The following is an 18,781-nucleotide window of genomic DNA, read 5'->3' on the forward strand; positions in this document are numbered from 1 at the left end:
TAGGGTTGCTGAAATTTACCCCAATCAGAACAATGACGGGAAATACTATGAGTTTTGACTATGATCTGTTCGTTATCGGTGGCGGCTCGGGCGGAGTACGCGCTGCACGTGTGGCGGCTGGTGAAAACGGTGCCAAAGTGGCCTTGGCTGAAGAGGATCGTTACGGCGGCACATGCGTTATTCGGGGCTGCGTTCCGAAAAAGCTGATGGTTTTCGCCAGTGAATACGCAGGTATGGTCGAAGATGCGCAGGCTTATGGATGGGATATCAAGCCCGGCGCGTTCGATTGGGATGTGTTCCGCGGTAAGCTCTATGCTGAGTTGGATCGGCTTGAGGGTATTTATCGGAACATTCTGAAAAATAACGGCGTCGAAAGCTTCGATCAACGCGCCCATGTGGTGGATGCGCACACGGTCGAACTGGCAGACGGGACGCGCAAAACGGCGAAGCATGTTCTTCTTGCCACCGGCGGCCGACCTGTTGTTCCGCAGTTTCCGGGCTCGGACCTGGCGATTACTTCGAATGAGATTTTTCATCTGGATAAACTGCCTGAAAGCATCCTGATCGTGGGTGGCGGATACATCGCCAGTGAATTCGCCGGTATCATGAACGGAATGGGCGTAAAGACCACTCAGTTCTATCGCGGGGCGCAAATTCTGCGCGGCTTTGACGAAGAAGCGCGCGGTCTGATCTGCGAAGAGATGCGCCAGAACGGCATTGATGTACGTCTGGGTACTAACGTGCTTGAGATGACCAAAGAGGGCGACAAGATCCGGGTCAAAGCGACTGATGGCACTGAGGATCAGTTCGACGTGGTGATGTACGCCACCGGGCGCGCACCGAATGCGGACAACCTGGGCCTTGAGGGTGTCGGGGTTGAACGTGGCCGCAAAGGTGAAATCATCGTTGATGACTATAGCCAAACGGGCGTACCGTCGATTTACGCGATTGGTGATGTGACAGACCGCGTGAACCTTACCCCGGTTGCGATCCGCGAGGGTATGGCTTTTGTTGAGACCGTGTTCAAAGGAAACCCCACACCGGTGGATCATGACCTGATCCCGACAGCAATCTTCACTCAGCCGGAATTCGGTACAGTCGGGCTCAGCGAAGAAGAAGCCGCAGCGCAGGAACCGATCGAGGTTTATGCGACGTCTTTCAAACCGATGCAAACGGCCTTCGCCGGCGGAACCCAGCGCGTATTGATGAAGCTGATCGTCAGCAAGGCCAACCGCAAGGTTCTGGGATGCCATATTGTCGCTCCGGGTGCGGGCGAGATGATCCAATTGGCCGGAATCGCCGTAAAGATGGGCGCGACCAAGGAAGATTTTGATCGCACAGTCGCCGTCCACCCGGTGATGGCCGAAGAACTGGTGACATTGCGGCAACCTGTGCGCACTGCTTGATTTGCAAGCGCGCGCACACAAGTTAAAAGGTAATCCGTGATCACACGGTCCAACATAAGGGAATAGATACACATGGCGGGCAACAGCGGTGGCCCCTGGGGGGGCGGAGGCTCTTCGGGCGGCGGAGGAAATCGGGGAAACAACGGGGGTGGCCGTAAGCCCCCCGAAGGCGATGGCCCGCAAATCCCCGAAATTGACGAGTTGATGAAAAAAGGCCAAGAACAACTACGCGTCCTGATGGGCGGTCGCGGCGGTTCAGGCCGAGGCGGTGGCCAAGGTGCAGGTGGGGGTGGTCCTGTTTTCACCAAAGGCACCGTGCTTATTGGTGTTGTCGTTGCTGCAGTACTTTGGGGAGCGGCCAGTTTCTACACGGTCAAGCCTGAAGAACAGTCGGTTGAATTGTTCCTGGGTGAGTTCTCGGCCGTTGGTAATCCGGGTCTGAACTTTGCTCCGTGGCCTTTCGTGACCGCCGAAGTCATCCCCGTCACGCGCGAACAGAATGAAGACATGGGTGGCGCGCGCGGCAGCGATGACGGTCTCATGCTGACCGGCGACGAAAACGTCGTTGATATTGACTACCAGGTGGTCTGGAACATCAATGACCCTGCGAAGTTCCTGTTCAACCTGCGCGATCCGCGCCAGACGATCCGTGCGGTGTCAGAATCGGCGATGCGTGAGATTATCGCTCAAAGCGAACTTGCACCCATCCTGAACCGGGATCGCGGTATCATCGCGGACCGTTTGCAGGACCTGATCCAGCTTACGATGGACAGCTACGATTCGGGCGTGAACATTGTCCGTGTGAACTTTGACAAGGCCGACCCGCCGCAAGACGTGATCGCCGCATTCCGCGACGTTCAGGCTGCTGCGCAGGAACGCGACCGTCTGCAAAACGTTGCTGACGCCTACGCGAACCGCGTTCTGGCGGAGGCGCGCGGTGAAGCTGCACAGGTTCTGGAAGAAGCCGAAGCCTATCGTGCGCAGCAGATCAACAGCGCTCAGGGTGAGGCAAGTCGTTTCAGTGCCGTTCTTGAAGAATATTCAAAAGCACCGGACGTGACGCGCAAGCGCTTGTATATTGAGCGGATGGAGCAGGTTCTGGGTGACGTCGACAAGATTATCCTTGACGAAAAATCGACAGGTCAGGGGCAGGGCGTCGTGCCTTATCTGCCGCTAAACGAATTGCGCCGTAATCAGGTTCAGGAGAGCAACTGATGCGTAAGTCACCGATTATTCTTATCTTTATCGTGATCCTCGGGGTGCTTGGCCTGTCGTCGATCTTTATCGTGGACGAACGCGAACGCGCACTCGTTCTGCAGTTTGGTCGTGTGGTTGCGGTTAAGGACGAACCCGGTCTGGCGTTCAAAATCCCTGTGATTCAGGAAGTTGTTCGCTATGACGACCGTATCTTGTCGATTGACGTCCAACCGCTTGAGGTTACGCCTTTGGATGATCGCCGTCTTGTGGTCGACGCCTTTGCGCGTTACCGAATCTCGGATCTGGAGCAGTTCCGCCAAGCGGTTGGTGTCGGCGGTATTCCACAGGCCGAGGATCGACTGGATCTTATCCTGCGTGCCGAAACGCGCGAGGTTCTGGGTTCGGTGTCGTCTCGTGACATTCTCAGCTCTGACCGTGCAGCCCTGATGCTGCGCATCCGCAACAGCGCGATTGCCGAAGCGCAGGCGCTGGGTGTGAGTGTCATCGACGTGCGTCTGAAGGCGACCGACCTGCCACAGGCCAACCTTGAGGCCACATTCGAACGGATGAAGGCGGAACGGGAACGCGAGGCGACTGACGAACGGGCCCGAGGTAACGAAGCCGCACAGCGTGTCCGCGCCCAAGCAGACCGGACTGTGGTCGAGCTAGTCTCGGATGCGAGACGCGAGTCAGAGATCATTCGCGGTGAGGCTGACGCGGAACGCAACGCGATTTTTGCAGAAGCCTATGGCGCCGATCCAGAGTTCTTTGAATTCTACCGCTCTCTGTCTGCATATGAACGGGCGTTGGGCGGCGGCAACAGCTCGATGGTGCTCAGCCCGGATTCCGAGTTCTTCAATTACCTGAAATCACCGACCGGGCAGGCAAGCCAATAATGGGTATGGTTCTTCTGGCTCTCGGGCTGGTGTTGATTGTTGAGGGGCTGGCCTATGCGCTGGCCCCTTCGCTTATTGAACGTATGCTTGAGGTGCTGCGGTCCCTGCCCGAGCAGGCGCGGCGACTTGCTGGGCTTCTGTGTGTGGTCAGTGGTCTGGTGCTTTTGTGGGGCGCGTATCAAGTCGGGTTTTAGCCCGGTGATTTCAATTGCCGGTGAATTCCCCGCGATCCCGAGTTGCGGGCTTGGACAAACTGACTACATTGGTTGTTAAGAGAGGTCGCCGTTGGGCGATCTTACAAGAATTGTCGACAAGGAGTTCCCAAGTGCAGGCACAAGCACGCAGTATTTCCGTCCAGCGGGGCGAGGTTGTTGGTTTCATGCGGCTGATGTGGTTGGCCTTTGCAGGGCTGCTTTTTGTTCTGGCCCAATCCGCAGCCGTGCAGGCGCGCAGCGAAAGCCTTGCGCCCTTGGCTGAAAAGATCAGCCCGGCGGTTGTTAACATCACCACCACGACGTTGGTTGAGGGTCGGACCGGTCCGCAGGGGATCGTGCCCGAGGGCTCACCGTTCGAGGATTTCTTTCGGGAATTTCAGGACCGAAACGGTGAAGATGACAACCGTCCGCGCCGCAGCAATGCACTGGGTTCGGGCTTTGTGATCTCGGAAGACGGCTACATTGTCACGAATAACCACGTAATCGCAGAAGCTGATGAAATTTTGGTTGAGTTCTTCCCCGGCGACGGTCAGCCCAAGAAAGAACTGCCTGCAAAGGTGATCGGTACTGATGACAAAACCGATATCGCTTTGCTGAAAGTTGAAGCATCCGGCCCCCTGCAGTATGTGCAGTTCGGTGACAGCGACGTTGCGCGGGTTGGTGATTGGGTGATCGCCATGGGCAACCCGCTAGGACAGGGCTTCTCGGTCTCGGCGGGTATTGTGTCGGCACGTAATCGGGCGCTCAGCGGGTCTTACGATGACTATATTCAAACGGATGCGGCTATTAACCGGGGTAACTCGGGTGGACCGCTATTCAATATGAATGGTGAGGTTATTGGCGTAAACACCGCGATCCTTTCGCCAAATGGCGGCTCGATTGGGATCGGATTTTCGATGGCGTCCAACGTTGTCGTCAAGGTTGTCGATCAACTGCGCGAGTTCGGTGAAACCCGTCGTGGCTGGCTGGGTGTACGAATTCAGGATGTGACCGAAGACATGGCCGAGGCGATGGGGCTGGACAAGCCCGGCGGCGCGCTGATCAGCGATGTACCTAATGGCCCGGCGAAAGAGGCCGGCCTGTTGGCGGGTGACGTGATCCTCAGCTTTGATGGGGTAGAGGTTGAAGATACACGCGGGCTGGTGCGTCAGGTGGGTGAAACCACGGTTGGCAAATCCGTCCGCGTCGTGGTCCACCGTGATGGAGGCACTCAGACCGTTTTGGTCACCTTGGGACGTCGCGAAGACGCGGAGCGCGCGGATAGTTCCGAGGATGAAGTTCCAGACGCACCGGTCGAGGAAAATGCAGATATTCTGGGCCTCACAATCTCACCTCTGACAGATGCGCTGCGTACGGATCTTGGTTTGGATGCGGATGCCGAAGGTCTGGTTGTGACCGAGGTCGACGAAGCCTCCGAAGCTTTCTCCAAAGGGCTGCGCGCGGGTGATTTGATCACCGAGGCTGGGCAGCAAGCAGTCACGTCGATCCAAGATCTTGAGGCGCGGATGGAAGAAGCGCGTGAAGCAGGGCGCAAGTCGCTGTTGCTTTTGGTGCGTCGTGGCGGAGAACCCCGGTTCGTTGCGTTGAGCCTCGGCGAGTAAGCCAAGGCACAAGCGAGTTAAGAGGCCAGAGTGAACGCTCTGGCCTTTTTTATGTCGGGTTTGATAGAGCTGTATTCTTAAATTGAAATGAGCCACACGCCGAAAAGACGTGTGGCTCTGATACAGGGAGAGGTCAGTGGACAGATATCGGGGATGATTCTCTGACCTCCTACGGTAACAGGTACGAATGTAGACTCGGTGCCGCCTGTGGTCTGTGAAGCAGATCACTGGAATCAGATAAGATCGGAATCTGCCAGTTCGCGTAGGGCTTCGAAATCCTGTATCTTCAAGCCTCCGCGTGACGCTTGAACGACATTGTCGCGCTTCCAGGTGGATATTGTCTTGGACACGGCCTCTCTGGTGGCGCCAACGAATTCGGCCAATTCGCTTTGCGATAAGCTGATCCGGGTCGAGGGGTCATCCTGAAGCTTAGACAAGTGCAACAGCTTGCGAGCCAATCGGATCGGCATAGGCAGAAATACCTGCTCGTTAAGCTGCGATCCCATCCAGCGCATGCGCAGGCCGGCCAACCGGATCATGTCAACCGCCAGGTCTGGATGTTGCCGTATCTGGTTCATCACGTCGCCCTGCCTGACACGCAAAACGCGGGACGGTTCGGCCGCGACGATTGTCGCCGTGCGCGGGCCGCTGTCAAACAAGGCTATCTCCCCAAAAACCTCGCCGGGGCGCATCAGGGTCAGCGACAGTTTGCGGCCGCTCATGGCCAGAAAGGAGACCTCAAGCGTACCTTCGAGGATCGCGTACAGTGCGTCGCCTTCGTCGCCTTGCTCAAACAGCACATCGCCACGGTCCAGTGCGATTTCCGTTGCCTGTGCAGAAAGCATGGCCTTGAGCCTGTCTGACGCGTCGGACAGAAAGCCGCTGTCTGGGAAAGCCGTCATACGTACAGTGTTCTCCGGCTATGAGTGGTGGGTGGTGCCACAACTTTTCACAGCTTCTGCGTTTCGCCAAGGATTTTTATCCACTTTTCCGTGCAATCTGACCAGAGCAAGCAAGTAACCGTCGAGCGAGCCTTGGGAATCTGGTTCGCCTACTGGTGGTCGGGATCATCCATGTAGCTTTGCAGCAGGCTGAATTGCAGCATCAGGAAAACCATCAGCGCAATGGGAAAGCCAAAAGTTTCAATCTTGACCCAAAGGTCGGTCGACATGGTGCGCCAAACGAATTCGTTGGCGACGGCCAGAAATGCGAAACACCCACACAGGCGTCTGGTTAGAATCATCCAACCCTCGTGCCGCATGGGCAGCATCTCGTCCAGAATATAGGCAAGGTAGGATTTGCGCTGAAGAAGCCCGATGCCGAGCATGATGGCAAAGAAGCCGTAAACTAGCGTGGTTTTCATTTTGAAAAACCGTTCATCATTGAACCAGGCGGTCAGGCCGCCGAAGAAAATAACCATGATTGCGGTGAAAACCTGTATCCGGCTCAGCTTGCCCGTGAGATACCAAAGAACGCCCATAGCGGCCAGCATCAGTGGCACAAATAGAAGGGTAGCGACGATGAAACCGGAATACTCGGTGCCGCCAATCAGGAAGCTGTCATCGCGTAGTCGCAGGTAGATGAAGAAGAACGCGATCGGAGGGCCAAGCTCCAGCACCTGTTTCATAAACGGGTTGATCTCTTTTTTGGTTGTCATTGGTTTTTCCTGCTGCTTACCCGCATATCTCAACTATTACGGCGCCTGATGCAATCAATGCCATCAGCGCAATGCGCCTTGGCCCCACGGTTTCTTTCAGCACCAGCCATCCAATCAGTGCGGCAAACACTGTCGAGGTTTCTCGCAAAACCGCTGCCTCGCCAACCTTATCAAGCCTGGTGGCCATCATGATGGCTCCGAATGACATGGGGGCGATAAGGCCGCCTACAAGTCCGCGCAGCATCAAAGGGCCGACAGAAGGGCGGTTAATCATCACGCGCCATCTGAGGAAGGCATAGACCGGTAGAGCCGCGCCGTCGATCATGAAGAACCACGCCAGAAATGTGAACGGATCGGCAGTGGCGCGGATTCCGTAAGCATCGTAGGTGGTGTAGAGGGCGACAAACAAACCTGTCGCGATGGCCAAAACCAAAGCAATGCCAAGAGTTTCGCGGTTGGTTTCCAAAAAACGGAAGTTATATGCGGCCAGCCCGAAAATGCCAGCCAGCAGGACAGCCACGCCAAACCATTGTACGCCGGTAAAGGTTTCTTCGAACAGCAGATACGCTCCGATGACGGTAAACAGTGGTCCGGTGCCACGGACGACCGGATAAACGACCGTGTAAGAGCCCTTGGTATAGGCCATCGCCTGAAGGGTTTTGTAGGCGATATGGATCAGCCAGACGACGGCGAAGATCGGCCACATGAAGGGCTCCGGCCAAGGCACGACAAGCAGGGCGAAGGGGGCTGCCATAAGGCAGTAGCTTGCGTCAATGACCCCGCGCGACAGCCAAGGATCATGGCGGCCCTTTTGCAATGCACCAAAAATTGCGTGCAGGAAGGCGGCCATCAGGGCAAGCCCCAAGGCGAGTTGATGGCCTGCTTCCGTGCCTTCGAGAGAGATCAGCCAGTCGCTCAAGTGTCGGGTCTTTTCGCTGGGTAGAGAGGCTGGGGGCTGTCTGCCCCCAGACCCCCGAGGATATTTTTCAGCCAGATGAAGGGGGGATCAGTTTTGGCCCAGTCCGGTGAGGGCGGCGGCGAATTCTTCGGGGTCGAAGGGGGCGAGGTCGTCAATCTGCTCTCCGACTCCGATTGCGTGGATGGGCAAACCGAATTTGTCAGCTAGTGCGACCAGAACGCCGCCTTTGGCCGTGCCGTCCAGCTTGGTCATCACTAGGCCCGAAACGTCGGCCAGCTTGCGGAAGGTTTCCACCTGGCTCAGGGCGTTTTGGCCTGTGGTGGCGTCGAGCACCAGCAGGGTGTTGTGTGGCGCGGTTTCGTCTTTCTTGCGGATGACGCGGACGATCTTGGCAAGTTCTTCCATCAGGTCAGCGCGGTTTTGAAGACGGCCCGCAGTGTCGATCATCAGCAGGTCGGCGCCGTCTTCTTGCGCTTTGGTAAGTGCATCAAAGGCCAGGCTGGCCGGGTCTGATCCCTCGGGCGCAGTCAATACGGGAACACCGGCGCGTTCACCCCAAACTTGTAGCTGCTCGACCGCCGCAGCGCGAAAGGTATCTCCGGCGGCGATCACAACCTTTTTGCCAGCCGCCTTGAACTGGCTGGCAAGCTTGCCGATCGTGGTGGTTTTGCCCGATCCGTTTACCCCCACGACCAGCACCACCTGTGGACGCTTTGCGTAGATGGGGAGGGGCTTTGCCACCGGCTCCATAACGCGGGCGACTTCTTGCGCCAAAAACTGCTTGATTTCCTGCGTTGAAAGCTTGCGACCATAGCGCCCCTCAGCCATGTTGGCGGTGACACGAAGGGCAGTATCTACGCCCATATCCGATGCGATAAGTAACTCTTCGAGTTGTTCCAGCATGTCATCGTCAAGGGTGCGACGCACGGCAGTTTTGGCTTCACTGCGGCCAAACAATCGGCCCAGCACCCCTTTGGAGGGTGCCGTTTCGGGTGGTGGAGGCGCAGGCGTCGGATCAACCGGTGCAGGGTCGGGGACCTCAACCGGCTCTGGAAATGGCGCGGGCTCCGGACCTTCGGGTACTGGTTGGGGAACCTCCGGTACAGGGTCCGGCTGCGGCTCAGGCTCGGGGATGATCGGATCTGGCGCGGTTGTTTCCTCGCCACCATCCTGGACGATGGCTTCAAGCCCCTGTTCGAGGCGGGACGAGGAGTTAAAGAGCTTATCCTTGAGCTTTGAGAAAAACGCCATTTTTGGTCTCCGCAGGTGTTCCCCTCACCTAATGCGGATTTGCGGCAGTTGCAAAGGGTCAGAGGAACGCGATCAGCAAACCGGACTGCGCCCCCCAATACAGCAGCCAGATCATATAGGGCGTGATCCTGCGGGCGCGATGGTCGGTTGGCAGCAGGAATTTCTCAGTCGCCAGGATAAGGTCGGACGCGATGAATGCAGATGCAGCGGGCAAGGCCCAACGCAAAGCCCCGCTTTCGGGCAAGGCCAGAACGGTTATGCCCATCCCCAGAATGATCGGGATGTAGATTAGAACGGGCGCTTTGAGGTCTCCGGCGCGCGGGATGAGCAGTGTGGCAGTAACGATACCAAGGATGATCAGCGACCAGAAATATGCGGGCTTGTTGAAAATCAAAGACGAATCGCTAGCCGGGTGGGTCAGAAACAGGGCAATATATGCCAAGTGACCCCCGGCAAAAGCGCCTATGCCCGCCATGAAACTGTTGTCCGTTTCCCGAGACAACAACGCGTCACCAGTGGCGCATAGAAGCAATGCAAGCGCCAACAGTAACGGAGCGGCATCCAGCAGCGCAATCACAGCCAGCAAAGCAACTGAGGCGGTCTTTAACACGGATCTCAATAAGCTGGCCGGGCGAGGTGACAATGGCAGGTAGGCCGAGGCGCAGGCAGCTGCGAGCCAGAATAGGACAGTTGTCATGTATACCTCCTGTTTTTCAACAGCTTGCGACGCGCAGTTGATTCCCCTCAACCTGTGACGTCGAGGCAAGTGGCTTTGCGGAATTGGTTATTGGCACTGGGCAAATGCTTCTGACACAATGCGTCTATGCTCAGAGCTCTTGCGATTCTTTTCCTTTTGCCAGCCTATACCGCGTCAGCCCAATCCGCGTTGTCGGGTGCGGAATTCGATGACTACACGCAAGGCAAGACTTTATTCTACGGCTTCGACGGGCAGGTCTACGGGGTCGAGCGCTATTTGCCCAATCGTCGCGTGATCTGGTCGTTTCTGGACGGCGATTGCAAAGAAGGTGTCTGGTACGAGCAGGGCGACCAAATCTGTTTCATCTACGAAGACCGGCTTGACCCCCAATGCTGGGTGTTCAGGCAGTCAGGAACTGGCCTGGTCGCGCAGTTTGAGGGCGACCCGGAGGACACGGAACTCTACGAGGCCGAAGATATCGACCAGGAGATGATCTGCTACGGGCCTGATGTCGGGGTTTGAGGCGTCGTCAGAACAGCGAACCCTGATCCGGTGCATCCTTTTTGGACGGTTTCTTTTGAGATGGTCGGGGCGCTGCCGGTTGATCAGTGTTCAACACGCCGTCGGTAAACTCAATCTGAAGCGCGCTGTGTTTCACGGCCTCAGCTTTCGTCGTGACGACCTGATCGTCGGCCCGTACCACCGCATATCCCCGTTGCAACGTCGCCTTGTAACTAAGCGTTTCGCGCAGACGGTCGGTTGCGTCCAACTGTTGCCGCATCCGATCCAGCCGTGTTGCCTGCGCGGTGCCCAAACGCTCACCCAGACGCGAGAGGGCTTGACGCTGCAGTTTGATTTCACGCTGAATAGGACGCAAAGACAGGCGTGAGGACAGGTTGCGCACGGCCTCCTGACGGCTTGTCACAAGATTACGCAGGGTTGACGGGCGCAGATGGGCAGAGAGTTTCACCACTTGAAGGTGACGGTTCTGGATCCCGCGCTCTAACGCAGGCGTCAGGCGATCTGCAATTAAATCAAGCCGTTGCCGAGGGGTGTTCAACAGGCTGTCTGGGCGTGGTAATGCACGGGACAGATCGCGCAGACGCTGTGACCGCCGTTGAACCGCATCCGTTGCGGCTCGGGATAGGCGTGCGCCTTGTTCACCGGTCCAGGCCAGCAATTCCATCCGCACAGGTACGGCTAGTTCGGCAGCGGCTGTCGGGGTGGGCGCGCGGCGGTCCGAGACATAATCGATCAAGGTCGTGTCGGTCTCATGCCCCACGGCCGAGATCAGTGGGATGTCCGAAGCCGCTGCAGCGCGTGCAACGATTTCTTCGTTGAACCCCCACAAATCCTCGATCGATCCACCGCCGCGGGCGACGATGATCAGATCAGGGCGTGGAAGCGCTCCGCCGGGTGTCAGTTGGTTGAAGCCGTTAATTGCATTGGCGACTTCGGGCGCGCAGTTCGATCCCTGCACAGCCACTGGCCAGATCAGCACCTTGCGCGGAAATCGGTCGCGCAACCGGTGCAGAATGTCCCGGATCACCGCCCCTGACGGAGAGGTCACGACGCCAATGATTTGCGGCAGATAGGGTAAGGGCTTTTTGCGCTCAGGCGCGAACAGCCCCTCAGATTCAAGCTGCTTTTTGCGCTTTTCCAGCAGTGCCATCAGCGCGCCTTGCCCGGCAACGGCGACCTCATCGACGTTCAGGTTGTATTTGGACTGTGCTCCAAAGGCGGTCAGCCGTCCGGTGACCACAACTTCAAGCCCTTCTTCCGGTACGACGGACAAGCCCGAAATCTGACCCTTCCACGTTGTGCAGGCCAGCACATTCCGATCATCCTTGATGTCATAATACAGATGACCCGACCGCGCCTTGAACACGCGACCAACTTCACCCCGGACGCGGATTCGCCCGAATGCACCTTCGAGCGTCCGTTTCACCTCGCCCGAGATATCGGAAACTGTGTATTCAGGGGTGTTTTGGCCGGGAATGGGGTCGTCTAGCAGGTCGGACATTTCAGCGCCTTGTGTCAAATGTCCGGCCAGCTTAGAACGCCCGAAAGGCGAGGCCAAGCAGATCGGAGTGCATTCATGAATATCCTTATTCTCGGCAGTGGTGGGCGAGAACACAGTCTGGCCTGGGCGGTGATGCAGAACCCCAAATGTGACCGCTTGATCGTTGCGCCGGGCAATGCCGGTATTGCGCAGATCGCGGATTGTGCGGCGTTGGATATCGAGAATGGCGGCGCGGTTGTCAGCTTTGCCGAAGAAAACGCGATTGATTTCGTGATTGTCGGCCCCGAGGCGCCTCTGGCCGCGGGCGTTGCCGATCGCCTGCGTGAAGCGGGTGTGCTGGTGTTTGGCCCATCGGCTGCAGCGGCACAGTTGGAAGCCTCTAAAAGCTTTACCAAGGAAATCTGTGACGCGTCGGGTGCGCCAACCGCAGCTTATGCGCGCTTCACCGAAGCCGAACCTGCGAAAGCCTATATCCGAAAGCAGGGTGCGCCGATTGTGGTAAAGGCCGATGGCCTGGCCGCTGGCAAGGGTGTGATCGTGGCGATGGACGAAGCAACCGCTCTGGAAGCCATCGACGATATGTTTGGCGGCGCTTTTGGCGGCGCAGGGGCTGAAGTCGTCATTGAGGAATTCATGGAGGGTGAAGAGGCGTCGCTTTTTGTGTTGTGCGACGGCGAGGACATCCTGTCCGTTGGCACCGCACAGGATCATAAACGCGTGGGCGAGGGCGATACGGGTTTGAACACCGGTGGTATGGGCGCTTACTCTCCGGCTCCCGTGCTGAGTGCTGAGATCGAAGAACGCGCGATGGAGGAGATTATTAAGCCCACCGTTGCAGAAATGAAGCGTCGCGGCACGCCGTTTCAGGGTGTTCTATATGCCGGTTTGATGATCAAGGACGGCCAGCCGCGCCTGGTCGAATACAACGTGCGCTTTGGCGATCCTGAGTGCCAGGTTTTGATGATGCGTCTTGGCGCGCAGGTGATGGACTTGATGCACGCTGCGGCTGAAGGTCGGTTGAGCGAAGCGCGGGTGAACTGGGCGGACGATCACGCGCTTACCGTGGTCATGGCGGCGAATGGGTATCCCGGATCGTATCAGAAGGGCAGCGTGATCAAGGGGTTGGACGGTCTGGTTGAAGATAGCGGGAACATGGTGTTTCACGCCGGAACCAAAACCTCGGACGGACAGGTCGTGGCGTCGGGTGGTCGTGTATTGAACGTCACCGCGCGCGGCAACACTTTGCAGGAGGCGCGGGATCGGGCCTATGCAGCCGTGGACGGGATTGATTGGCCCGATGGGTTCTTTCGGCGCGATATTGGTTGGCGGGCTTTGTGAGCCGAAAGGCTCCCGCGCCCTGACGCTGCATCAAAGATGCATCGCCAAAGGCCTTGGGCCAGGCAGCCCGCTGATGCGGGCTGCGGGCGCCATCAACCTGAGCAGTTCAGGGTTTGTTTCATTGATTGAGGGTTAAACGAGGCCAGAACCTCTGTTGTCCAACCCTGAAGATAGCTGACGCTGACGATCTGCTGCCAATCGGCGCTGACGACAATCAGTTCGGGGCCACGACCGCAATCCCGGATGCCACCGGTGATGAAGTCTCGGCCGATACGGTGATTGGTAAGGCCGGGCAGGGTGGCAATTTCCGTTAACCCTCCATTCCGAAAACGCCAGATGCGCAGCATCTTGGCTAGATGAGGACGGTCGATGTAAGCGATCTCGACATGTCCGTCGCCGTCCAGATCGGCGGCTCCGATTGGGGCGAGCCAGCGAAACCGGGTGCCGATATGGGGCGTCGCAGCGATTTTGTCGCCAGTGCTGTCATAGATTGCGAGTTGCGCGCCTGTACTGTCCTGAGACTCGACGACGATGACCTCTGAGGATCCATCTAAGTCCATATCCACCAGTCGCGGCTGAAGGTCTTCAAAGACCCTGTCGGGTGGCAATTGAATACGTCGCGTTTTGCCCTGAACCGTCAGCTCCAGCGCGCCATATTCGATGGTGTCGCCCAATACGCCATGAGCATAACGTGTGGTGGGGTCTGTAAAACGGGCATGTGTAATGCCATCAGCAACGGCAGGTGCCATTCCCGCCAACCAAGCGCACATCGCTAGCAGGGCGCCGCGGACCTGCGCCCGCCATAAGCGGGTCTGCAGACGCGGCGCTTTTGAGTCCATCAGATCTGTTTTTCGGGCATCTGGACGACCAGACCATCCAGCGCATCAGTAACCTTGATCTGGCAGGTCAGGCGCGAGCGGGCCGGGTCGGGTTCATAGGCAAAGTCCAACATATCCTCTTCCATGTCATCCTTGGCTGGGATTTTCTCGACCCAGTCGGGATGGATATAGACATGGCAGGTCGAGCAGGCGCAGGCGCCGCCGCAATCGGCCTCAATGCCGGGAATGTTGTTGTCGCGGGCTCCTTCCATGACGGTCAGTCCGTTGGCGACTTCGACTGTGTGTTCGGTACCGCCATGCTCGACATAGGTGATCTTTGCCATTGCGTGCGTCTTCCTTTTTCGTTTGTCGATTTCTTCCTTAGTCAAGGCAAATAGGTCTTTCCAGCCTCAATTGCGACTCATCGCGCCGTGTCTGGACTTTCCTGCTGTTTGTTCTATTTTTGTTCTCATGCTTGTTGTCACTCATCGTCCTGCGGCATCGCACCGGGACTGGCCGTGCCCACCCGCCTGTTTGCCCTCGGATCGGCTGGACGACCCGCCCGAGGGCGCGCGCGTTGCCGTGGCCGGGCTGGTGATCCTGAGGCAGAGGCCGGGGACGGCCAAAGGGGTGATCTTCCTTACGCTTGAGGATGAGACCGGCATCGTGAATGTGGTGGTTTGGCGCAAGATCTATGAACGCTTCCGTCGTGCAGTGATCTCGGGGCGATTGTTGCGGGTCACCGGGCAGATGCAGCGGGCGCATTCGGTGACCCATGTGATCGCGGAAGAGATCGAGGATATCTCGGGGATGCTGGATGTGCTGGTACAGGAAGAGGGCACGCGGGCCTCTACGGACAATAACAATACATAATCAAATAGAAGCATAATAAAATTAAACAAAACAGTTACTTAAGCTGAAAAAAGAGTGCTGTATAGTGTTAACAGCTCACCTGGTGAGAGCTTCTGTTGCAACTGCGTCTGAGGTCGAAATGGCTACTTATTCCTACATCGGATACGCACCTGATATTATTCAGGGTGTGGGGGGGTTCGAACAAGAGATCATGTTGGATGAGGACTTTGACCCAGTACAGGACCGACGCGTCTTCAATGTTGTGGATCAAGCAGGACCGGTGCCGATTGCGAATGGAGATCCGGACACTGGCACGATCTTCGACGGTAACCGCATTAATCCCGTAGAAGGTGATGACGCAACCCAACAAGGGACAGTGACCGATATTGCCGGGAACAACATTCCAGGGCTGACCCCGGGCGGCAATATCTTCCTTCAAACAAATTTCCAGATTATGAATCCGGAAGGCGGCATAATTAATTTCTACAGTGTAGAAGTTGACGGCGTACTTGCCGGTTACGTCACGTCTGAACCTTTGGTTCCGGGGGTCGTTTATACGTACGTTTTCACAGACGTCACTCCCAGTAATGCGCCGGACACCACGGACCCAACTGCGCTTGTTGATGTTCCGTGCTTTGTTCAGGGCACATTGATCCAAACACCCAAAGGTGAAACCGCTGTCGAACATCTAGAGGTTGGTGATCTGGTCGTAACGGCAGATGGGCAGGCAAAAGAAATCCGTTGGATTGGATTCCGCGTCGTTGACGTTTCACGCGCGGATGCACTCCATCTGAGGCCGATACGGATTGCAAAAGGAGCATTGGCTGAAGGTGTGCCTAGCAGCGATCTTTTCGTTTCGCCTAATCACCGTATCCTGATGCCATCTGCAGATTTGCAGTTGCTGTTCGAAGAGGCTGAGGTGCTGGTGCCGGCAAAATTCCTGTTGGGCCTTAACGGCGTCGACGTTGTGGCCGACGCACAGCGGGTGTCTTACTATCACTTCATCTTTGATGAGCACGAGATCGTGATATCCAACGGAGCTCAAACAGAAAGCCTGTTTCCGGGTGATATCGCCCTAAGCGGAATGGGACACGAGGGCCGCGTAGAGCTGTTGGAACTCTTTCCTGATCTATCTGATGTGTCACGTCCGGAATACGGCCCAACAGCGGCCAAGGTTTTGTGCAAACACGAGGCCAAGCTGTTGGTATCGCGCTACGTCCAGTAGGTATTGGGTGAGTCAGCGTTTGAACAAATTGTCCTGAGCTTGCTTGCTACTATGGTCGCCGCGCAACTCTGCGTGCAGCGCGCGCCCGGCTTGTACCCCGGGGCGGGCACTGACCGTTTCTAACCATCGGGCAAAGTTGGGTTTATCCTCAAGAGTTTGCTGCTGGCCTTCCCACAAGCTCGCCCATCCCCAGATCGACATATCGGCGATAGAATAGAAATCGCCAGCGACATACTCATTCTCGGCCAATCGCCGGTCAAGTACGCCATAAAGGCGGCCGACCTCGGTGCGGTACCGGTCCTTGGCGTATGGCAGATCTTGCGGAGGGTCCATGTTTGGGGCGTATTTCAGGAAATGATGCGCTTGGCCAGCCATCGGCCCGAGGCCGCCCATCTGCCACATCAACCATTCTTCAACGGCAATGCGCTCCCGCTCGGTCTGGCCATAAAAACGTCCGGTTTTGCGGGCCAGATACATCAGGATAGCACCGCTTTCAAAGACCGAGATCGGAGCACCGTCCGGGCCGTCAGGGTCTACGATGGCGGGCATGCGGTTGTTAGGGGCGATCTTCAGAAATTCGGGATCGAACTGATCTCCCTTGCCTATATTGATCAGGTGGGTGGTATAGGGCAGCTTCATCTCTTCCAAAGCGACGGATGCTTTCCAGCCGTTCGGCGTGGGCCAGAAGTACAGGTCGATCATGATATCTCCTTGGGGTTGGAGGGGGATCATGAAGCTTTCTGTGCAAACGGCAAGATGTCTTTTCTGCGGGTCAGGGCAAAATGCTGTGACCAGCAACGGTTGTGGATTGCGGTCAATTCTCTAGGCAACTTGGGCTGGTTCAACCGATCTTGATTGCACACCCGCAGCACTCCGGGGTGGGTGTAGCTGAACCAATGACAATCGGGACGCTTCGGTGCCGTTCTGGAGTAGGTCATTCGCGACAGGTGGTTGAGCGTTCGGCTGTCATAACGCTATGACGCTTTGGTGAAAGGTAGGTTACAGAACCGTGACGTTGCCCCTGTCAGGGTTGACGCATTCGCGCATGCGGCGTAATTGCAACATCACTACGTGGCGATTTGTTACCGGATTGCGGGCCACGCTAAACAAAACCGCTAAAAGGTCAGGATGAAAGGCCCCTTTCGCTTGACCGCGTCTGGGGTTTTTTTGATGCCCGTGCCAGACACGGGCCGAGAGGAAAGATATGAGCGAGAGCTGGAATAAACGCACCCAAGCCGTCCATGGTGGCATCCGCCGCAGCCAGTACAACGAGGTCAGTGAGGCGATTTTCCTAACCCAAGGGTTCGTCTATGAAAATGCAGAGCAGGCTGAGGCTCGGTTTCTGGAATGTGGCCCGGATGAGTTCATTTATGCCCGCTACGGCAACCCCACAGTGTCGATGTTCGAACAGCGCATTGCCACGTTGGAGGGTGCCGAGGACGCCTTTGCAACCGCGTCTGGCATGGCGGCGGTCAACGGTGCGCTGACTTCGATGCTGAAGGCCGGTGACCATATTGTTTCCGCTAAAGCGCTGTTTGGGTCGTGCCTTTACATCGTTGAGAATATTCTGACCCGTTTCGGCGTGGATGTGAGTTTTGTCGATGGTACCGACCTTGCGCAGTGGAAGGCAGCGATCCGTCCGGATACCAAGGCGGTTTTCTTTGAATCAATGTCGAACCCGACGCTTGAAGTGATTGACATCGCTGCGGTTGCGAAACTGGCCCATGAGGTCGGGGCAGTGGTGATCGTGGACAATGTTTTCTCCACTCCGGTCTTTTCTCGCGCGATTGAGCAGGGGGCCGATGTGGTTGTGTACTCAGCGACCAAACATATTGACGGGCAGGGGCGGGCGCTGGGTGGTGTCATTTTAGGCACCCAGGACTTTATCCGTGGCACAGTCGAGCCATACCTTAAGCACACTGGCGGGGCGCTCAGCCCGTTCAACGCCTGGATCATGTTGAAGGGGTTGGAGACAATGGCCCTACGGGTCAATGCACAGGTCGATACCGCTCAGATCGTGGCCGAGGCACTTGAAGGGCATGCCGCGCTAGACCGGACGCTGTATCCGGGGCTGCAATCCCATTCCCAGAATGCGCTGGTGCAGACTCAACTGGGCGGTAGGGGCGGCACGGTTCTGTCCCTGGATATCAAGGGCGGGAAAAAGGCGGCGTTTGCCTTTCTGAACGCGCTGAGAATTCCGATTATTTCCAACAACCTCGGTGACTCCAAGTCGATAGCGACCCATCCCGCCACAACCACCCATCAGCGCCTGAGTGACGACCAGAAAGCTGAACTGGGTATCACGCCCGGCCTGATCCGCCTGTCTGTCGGTTTGGAGGACGCAGGCGATCTGCTGTCCGATATCAAGCAGGCACTGGACGCGTCGCAAAAGTGATATGTGCTGCCCTGAAGCGGTTGAACCGCTTTGGGGCGCCCTGATCAGGTTCGGCCATAAAACCCCATCCGTTCCTTATCGGAAAAGCTTGCGCGGGCGTTTTAATAGAAGAAGAACACAGCAATCACGCGCGGGATAACTCCGAGCACCGGCGTCACATGTTGCGCAGTGTTCTTGCCCTTGAAGACGTTCAATGTTCCGGGGTTCAGCGCTTTTAAGGCGTTGGCCTGTGGCAAACCCATTTGTGACGCGCCCGCAAACCGTGACTCCGGCGACGATAGTCTGAATTCT

General features: G+C 57.0%; 20 protein-coding genes and 1 riboswitch. Of the genes, 10 read left to right on the plus strand and 10 right to left on the minus strand.

Translation table 11 applies throughout. The annotated features are described in order from the left end of the window. Positions 1 to 47: 47 nt before the first annotated feature. The 5 genes from gor (at position 48) to AC2FIT_RS08425 (ending at position 5,315) form a co-directional block, all read left to right on the plus strand. Entirely contained in the window at positions 48 to 1,406 is a 1,359-nt protein-coding gene (gor, locus tag AC2FIT_RS08405) for a glutathione-disulfide reductase (RefSeq protein WP_496828473.1), read from the plus strand. Between the two features lie 72 nt (positions 1,407 to 1,478). After that, complete coding sequence (hflK, locus tag AC2FIT_RS08410; RefSeq protein ID WP_496828475.1) at positions 1,479 to 2,621, plus strand: FtsH protease activity modulator HflK; 1,143 nt, start codon at positions 1,479 to 1,481, stop codon at positions 2,619 to 2,621. Further along, the gene (hflC, locus tag AC2FIT_RS08415) at positions 2,621 to 3,499 is read left to right on the plus strand and encodes a protease modulator HflC (RefSeq protein ID WP_496828477.1); all 879 of its coding nucleotides are present in this window, start codon (positions 2,621 to 2,623) and stop codon (positions 3,497 to 3,499) included. The genes hflK and hflC overlap by 1 nt, the downstream gene beginning before the upstream one ends. Then, complete coding sequence (locus AC2FIT_RS08420; RefSeq protein WP_496828479.1) at positions 3,499 to 3,693, plus strand: DUF2065 domain-containing protein; 195 nt, start codon at positions 3,499 to 3,501, stop codon at positions 3,691 to 3,693. The genes hflC and AC2FIT_RS08420 overlap by 1 nt, the downstream gene beginning before the upstream one ends. Positions 3,694 to 3,824: 131 nt before the next feature. Beyond that, positions 3,825 to 5,315: a DegQ family serine endoprotease gene (locus tag AC2FIT_RS08425; protein ID WP_496828481.1), complete on the plus strand. Its 1,491-nt coding sequence runs from the start codon at positions 3,825 to 3,827 to the stop codon at positions 5,313 to 5,315. A gap of 233 nt (positions 5,316 to 5,548) precedes the next feature. Here AC2FIT_RS08425 and AC2FIT_RS08430 read toward each other — a convergent pair whose 3' ends face one another. From AC2FIT_RS08430 to AC2FIT_RS08450, 5 genes are all read right to left on the minus strand, one after another. Continuing rightward, positions 5,549 to 6,217, minus strand: a complete 669-nt coding sequence (locus AC2FIT_RS08430) for a Crp/Fnr family transcriptional regulator (RefSeq protein ID WP_496828483.1) — start codon at positions 6,215 to 6,217, stop codon at positions 5,549 to 5,551. A 149-nt stretch (positions 6,218 to 6,366) separates the two neighbouring features. Then, positions 6,367 to 6,972 carry an inner membrane-spanning protein YciB gene (locus AC2FIT_RS08435; protein ID WP_496828485.1) on the minus strand — a complete coding sequence of 202 codons (606 nt, stop codon included), beginning with the start codon at positions 6,970 to 6,972 and terminating at the stop codon, positions 6,367 to 6,369. Positions 6,973 to 6,988: 16 nt separating this feature from the next. Further along, positions 6,989 to 7,891, minus strand: a complete 903-nt coding sequence (locus AC2FIT_RS08440) for an EamA family transporter (protein WP_496828487.1) — start codon at positions 7,889 to 7,891, stop codon at positions 6,989 to 6,991. 87 nt (positions 7,892 to 7,978) lie between these two features. Further along, a complete protein-coding gene (ftsY, locus tag AC2FIT_RS08445; protein ID WP_496828489.1) occupies positions 7,979 to 9,142 on the minus strand; it encodes a signal recognition particle-docking protein FtsY in 1,164 nt (387 codons plus the stop codon). Between the two features lie 58 nt (positions 9,143 to 9,200). Beyond that, on the minus strand, positions 9,201 to 9,839 hold the full coding sequence (locus tag AC2FIT_RS08450; RefSeq protein WP_496828491.1) for a lysoplasmalogenase family protein: 639 nt from the start codon (positions 9,837 to 9,839) through the stop codon (positions 9,201 to 9,203). A gap of 126 nt (positions 9,840 to 9,965) precedes the next feature. On the opposite strand from AC2FIT_RS08450, the gene AC2FIT_RS08455 reads away from it, so the two are divergent. Continuing rightward, complete coding sequence (locus tag AC2FIT_RS08455; protein ID WP_496828493.1) at positions 9,966 to 10,361, plus strand: hypothetical protein; 396 nt, start codon at positions 9,966 to 9,968, stop codon at positions 10,359 to 10,361. A gap of 7 nt (positions 10,362 to 10,368) precedes the next feature. On the opposite strand, the gene xseA is transcribed toward AC2FIT_RS08455, so the two are convergent. Further along, positions 10,369 to 11,862: an exodeoxyribonuclease VII large subunit gene (gene xseA, locus AC2FIT_RS08460; protein WP_496828495.1), complete on the minus strand. Its 1,494-nt coding sequence runs from the start codon at positions 11,860 to 11,862 to the stop codon at positions 10,369 to 10,371. A gap of 75 nt (positions 11,863 to 11,937) precedes the next feature. On the opposite strand from xseA, the gene purD reads away from it, so the two are divergent. Beyond that, positions 11,938 to 13,200, plus strand: coding sequence for a phosphoribosylamine--glycine ligase (gene purD, locus AC2FIT_RS08465; RefSeq protein ID WP_496828497.1), 1,263 nt, complete (start codon positions 11,938 to 11,940; stop codon positions 13,198 to 13,200). A gap of 92 nt (positions 13,201 to 13,292) precedes the next feature. Here the strand turns inward: purD and AC2FIT_RS08470 are convergent, their stop codons facing one another. Both AC2FIT_RS08470 and AC2FIT_RS08475 read right to left on the minus strand, forming a co-directional pair. Continuing rightward, the gene (locus AC2FIT_RS08470; RefSeq protein WP_496828499.1) at positions 13,293 to 14,039 is read right to left on the minus strand and encodes an FG-GAP repeat domain-containing protein; all 747 of its coding nucleotides are present in this window, start codon (positions 14,037 to 14,039) and stop codon (positions 13,293 to 13,295) included. Further along, positions 14,039 to 14,362, minus strand: coding sequence for a 2Fe-2S iron-sulfur cluster-binding protein (locus AC2FIT_RS08475; RefSeq protein ID WP_039534845.1), 324 nt, complete (start codon positions 14,360 to 14,362; stop codon positions 14,039 to 14,041). Before AC2FIT_RS08475 ends, AC2FIT_RS08470 begins: the two co-directional genes overlap by 1 nt. Positions 14,363 to 14,489: 127 nt before the next feature. Between AC2FIT_RS08475 and AC2FIT_RS08480 the strand changes: the two genes are divergently transcribed. Both AC2FIT_RS08480 and AC2FIT_RS08485 read left to right on the plus strand, forming a co-directional pair. Continuing rightward, positions 14,490 to 14,891 carry an OB-fold nucleic acid binding domain-containing protein gene (locus AC2FIT_RS08480; protein ID WP_496828502.1) on the plus strand — a complete coding sequence of 134 codons (402 nt, stop codon included), beginning with the start codon at positions 14,490 to 14,492 and terminating at the stop codon, positions 14,889 to 14,891. 118 nt (positions 14,892 to 15,009) lie between these two features. Beyond that, complete coding sequence (locus AC2FIT_RS08485; RefSeq protein ID WP_496828504.1) at positions 15,010 to 16,095, plus strand: Hint domain-containing protein; 1,086 nt, start codon at positions 15,010 to 15,012, stop codon at positions 16,093 to 16,095. Between the two features lie 12 nt (positions 16,096 to 16,107). On the opposite strand, the gene AC2FIT_RS08490 is transcribed toward AC2FIT_RS08485, so the two are convergent. Next, entirely contained in the window at positions 16,108 to 16,797 is a 690-nt protein-coding gene (locus AC2FIT_RS08490; protein WP_496828506.1) for a glutathione S-transferase N-terminal domain-containing protein, read from the minus strand. Positions 16,798 to 17,156: 359 nt separating this feature from the next. After that, positions 17,157 to 17,234, plus strand: a riboswitch (SAM riboswitch). A 65-nt stretch (positions 17,235 to 17,299) separates the two neighbouring features. Between AC2FIT_RS08490 and metZ the strand changes: the two genes are divergently transcribed. Beyond that, positions 17,300 to 18,490, plus strand: coding sequence for an O-succinylhomoserine sulfhydrylase (metZ, locus tag AC2FIT_RS08495; protein WP_496828508.1), 1,191 nt, complete (start codon positions 17,300 to 17,302; stop codon positions 18,488 to 18,490). Between the two features lie 101 nt (positions 18,491 to 18,591). Here the strand turns inward: metZ and AC2FIT_RS08500 are convergent, their stop codons facing one another. Next, the gene (locus tag AC2FIT_RS08500) at positions 18,592 to 18,732 is read right to left on the minus strand and encodes a hypothetical protein (RefSeq protein ID WP_496828510.1); all 141 of its coding nucleotides are present in this window, start codon (positions 18,730 to 18,732) and stop codon (positions 18,592 to 18,594) included. Positions 18,733 to 18,781 lie beyond the last annotated feature (49 nt).

The sequence above is a fragment of the Ruegeria sp. YTSA135 genome (assembly GCF_059610165.1).